Origin of the sequence: Vibrio ichthyoenteri ATCC 700023, assembly GCF_000222605.1 — a bacterium.
In the GTDB taxonomy this organism is placed as follows: Bacteria; Pseudomonadota; Gammaproteobacteria; order Enterobacterales; family Vibrionaceae; genus Vibrio; species Vibrio ichthyoenteri.
Genome location: NZ_AFWF01000201.1, coordinates 1 through 3,527, shown reverse-complemented (window position 1 = coordinate 3,527; position 3,527 = coordinate 1). Strand labels below are relative to the sequence as shown.

5 protein-coding genes are annotated in these 3,527 nt (G+C 43.9%); 2 read left to right on the top strand and 3 right to left on the bottom strand.

Annotated features, from left to right (window positions below; translation table 11 throughout):
- From radC to RH85_RS14295, 3 genes are all read right to left on the bottom strand, one after another.
- A partial coding sequence (gene radC, locus RH85_RS14305) for a RadC family protein (protein ID WP_006713416.1) occupies nt 1–510 on the bottom strand: 510 nt, incomplete at its 3' end.
- A gap of 68 nt (nt 511–578) precedes the next feature.
- Nucleotides 579–791 carry a hypothetical protein gene (locus RH85_RS14300; RefSeq protein WP_006713415.1) on the bottom strand — a complete coding sequence of 71 codons (213 nt, stop codon included), beginning with the start codon at nt 789–791 and terminating at the stop codon, nt 579–581.
- On the bottom strand, nt 784–1,179 hold the full coding sequence (locus RH85_RS14295; RefSeq protein WP_006713414.1) for a hypothetical protein: 396 nt from the start codon (nt 1,177–1,179) through the stop codon (nt 784–786). Before RH85_RS14295 ends, RH85_RS14300 begins: the two co-directional genes overlap by 8 nt.
- A 1,076-nt stretch (nt 1,180–2,255) precedes the next feature.
- On the opposite strand from RH85_RS14295, the gene RH85_RS14285 reads away from it, so the two are divergent.
- Nucleotides 2,256–2,690 (top strand): regulatory protein RecX, encoded by a 435-nt coding sequence (locus RH85_RS14285; RefSeq protein WP_006713413.1) that lies wholly within the window; start codon nt 2,256–2,258, stop codon nt 2,688–2,690.
- 67 nt (nt 2,691–2,757) lie between these two features.
- Nucleotides 2,758–3,360 carry a tRNA (pseudouridine(54)-N(1))-methyltransferase TrmY gene (gene trmY / locus RH85_RS14280; RefSeq protein WP_006713412.1) on the top strand — a complete coding sequence of 201 codons (603 nt, stop codon included), beginning with the start codon at nt 2,758–2,760 and terminating at the stop codon, nt 3,358–3,360.
- Nucleotides 3,361–3,527: the final 167 nt, after the last annotated feature.

The window sequence follows — 3,527 nt, the reverse complement described above, 5'->3', positions numbered from 1 at the left end:
GAAGGAGGTGATGCTCTCGCCCACAATAAAGTGGTCAAGGACACGCACATCAACAAGCGCAAGCGCATCGACTAATTGACGAGTAATGCGTCGGTCGGCTTGACTCGGGGTACTGACTCCACTTGGGTGGTTATGTGCCAATATGACAGCACTCGCGTTCCAGGTTAATGCTCGTTTGACCACTTCACGTGGATAAACGGCAGCGCTATCGATTGAGCCATAAAACAGCACTTCGAATTTGAGCAATTGACTTTGCGTGTCTAAAAACAGCACCGCAAAGACTTCTCGCTCTAAGTCGCGCATGAGTGTAGTCAGCGAACGCCGACACGCCTCTGGTGAGGTGAGGATCTCGCCACGCTTGAGTCGGTCATTGGCCATCTCAAGAGCGATATCCATCAGTTCATCCGCGGTGACGGGATGACTGAGTTGGTAATACTCGCCAGGCGCTTCTTGTAATTCGACCAGTTTTCCTTGGCCGTAAGAGGGTTGATAACAAGTAGAATAAGACATAGTGGATGCCCTCAAGAAAAAAGGGCACCCAATGAGGGATGCCCCTCATGGGTGAAATAACCTAACGATTAACAGGAGCGAAACTCATTACAGAGGATCACACCTTGTTGTCGAAGGTGACTAATTTCTGACTGAGAAAGCGTCTCAGACAAAGTCAATGGCGTTGAACTGCGAAGCACCAATCGTGTTTGTAAACGACCGTCTAAGGCAGTGGTTCGCCATGGCGTTGCATAGTGGAAATCGTGTTGTATTGAGACCGGTTGAAAATGAAATTCAGTCATTTTCTTCCTCCTCAAGCATGATGACCAATATGGGCTGTTGTTTCTCTGATGTATCAATGCGAGCGACTAACGTTGCTGGACGATTGACATAACAGTTTGTGGTTGTCGGTGGTTTACAGACCGTGAACGAGACTTGTGCTGAGTGCGGCGCTTTTCGCGCGGCACGACGCACTTGTCGAAGTAACTGAATGGTCAGCGCATCTTTATCGATGTTGATGGCCATATCAGAGACGTCAATGACGGTAAACCAAGCGTGTTGTGACATTACGACGTGAGGAAAATGAAATCCGACGGAGTGTGCTGGTTCAGTGATATCAATAAAATCCGCTGAATTGGCGACCGACGGGGTAACAAATTGCCCAAACGTTGAAAGTACAGTTGGTTGCATCCGATTGTTCCTTAAAAAAAAGGGAACAATCTTCCTGTGGGAATATTATTCCCTACAGGGTTGCAGTTGAAGCACCGTAAGACGGTGGATTAGCTCATGGCTAACGAAGTTGAAGAAGCTTTCCAGCCCAAAGGCCGCGACACGTTTCAGAAAGCGATTTAAGGGAGGTGTAGTTCCCGTGTGCTTTGCACTATAAGTCAGTGCATAACTTTTGTTCGAGATCAGAATAGGGTAGAGCAGGGGAGTCTGTCAATAGCCACCTAATTAACGCACTTTCTTTTACTGATGGCGGGCAAGATTGTTGATAATTGAAACAATTTATCTATCGTGTCCAGAAAAATAATGTTGTCAATAACATTTCACCAAAGTGTGTAACGAATTTAAAATGGCGGCAATCCTTCTTAAATTCAATAAATAAAATGACATTGACACAGTGCCGAGCTTGTAAAGAGTTAATTTCTCCAGACGTGAAGATTTGCTGCCATTGCGGGCAATCAGACCCAAGAGGTAAGCAAAAACGTAATATCATCGTGGCCATGATCTTAGTGGTTCTGATTGGTTTTTTTTTATTTGGTGAGTCCGTCGTCGGCTTGCATAAGGTGTTAGGCTAACCCGATGTTGACGTTTGCCATGATAATGGTTCTTTGGATTCTGCTTACAACACTCTCGGGATGTTATATTGCAAAGATGTTTATCAATACGTTTAATGAGTAAAGATGATTGTGGGCCTGAGTTATAGGAACTCAATGGGATCACAGTAAAAACGGTCGGTGTTTGTCTGTGTTATCGGTGACACTGGTTCCTTTTGAACATCAATATGCATCGGCGATGATCCGTAGAACGAGAGCAGTGCATACGTAAATGTTAATAGCGAGAGAAGCACAGCCCCAAGAATTAGCGCATTAACAATATTCTCTTCTGCTTTCAAAACGTAGTGGATCAATTAGATGCTTATCCTTTCGCGGCACTTGTTAGTGCCCATGTTGGTTTCGAGTGTTCGGTTGGCATTGTAAAACAAACTCTTTGCGTTTATTTCATGGATTATCTTTATTCATGTCGATATTGAGAACTCTATCATGACCTACGAATATCTTTACGATTTTGCTGTCGGATTGCTTGTTAAGCGTGATTACTCTTCCGGTGAGATGCGTCGCCGCCTTGCAGAACAGAGTGATGATGAAACGATGATCGAGTTGGTAATGGAACGCTTGCTCTCTTTTCATTATTTAGATGACTACCGTTTGGCCGAGAAAGAAATTGCTAAACACCTTCATCAATCTCATGGGCTTTTGCGCATCAAGCAAGCATTACGAAGCAAAGGACTGGACTCGTTAACCATTGAGCAAGCGCTTGAAGATACGGATGTCGATTGGATTGAGTTGTGTTTAGCGTTGAAAGTGAAACAATTTGGTGAAGCTCGCCCTCGGGATAAAAACGAGAAAGCTAAAATGACACGCTACCTGCAACATAGCGGGCATACATTACCAGTCATCTTTGCATGTTTAGGTTAAGTGTTCCTCTTGACGATAAGTCGTCTCTCTTTTTGTATAAACAGCAATTTTAATCAAATGGCTCTCTATGAATAAAGCTTTTGTGATCCGCGCGCGTGCGGCATCAACTGATCCAAAAACGTTTGTGGCCGGAGTTGGCGCTGACGCCCACTCAGAAATCCTAGCGCACGTATTAATGAATGCGATCTTTACGGCTCAATCTCACCGTGATGATGTCACGGTTTATTTGGTTATTGAAAGCACATCTGATTTTTCTCGAACCCTATGCTTTGAGTCCTCTTTACTGAGTAATATTGGTGGCTTTCATGAATCGGCGTTGATCGCGCTTATTGCTAAAGCATTAGAGCACTCGTTCGGCATGAAAAAAGAAGAATCACGGAAGGTGACTGGCGGTTTAAGTGTTGAAACCACCAGTTTCGAAAAGTTAGTTCAGCGTCTAGCGGAGAGTTACACACTTTATCTGCTTGATAAAAAAGGAACGGACATTCACGACGAGCCGTTTAATGGCAATGCTTGTTTCATCTTAACTGATCATATACCGATGCCCAAAAAGAGTTGGAACAGCTTAAAGCGTTTGGGGACACAAAAGATTAGCCTTGGGCCTCAAATGTTATTTGCGTCACAGTGCATTGTGCTTATACACAATGAGTTTGATCGTCGAGGTCGGTGAGTTAACTAAAATGCCCCAAAGTAAGTTATGATTGACAGAAGGTCCATTAATAGAGATCTGATTTTGCAATACTTAACCTAATGAAGGAAAGCGCAAAACCAGATCCTATTGTTGTTTTTGACATCCTCTTTATGATGGCTAACCCATCAATATGAACATCATGGTCT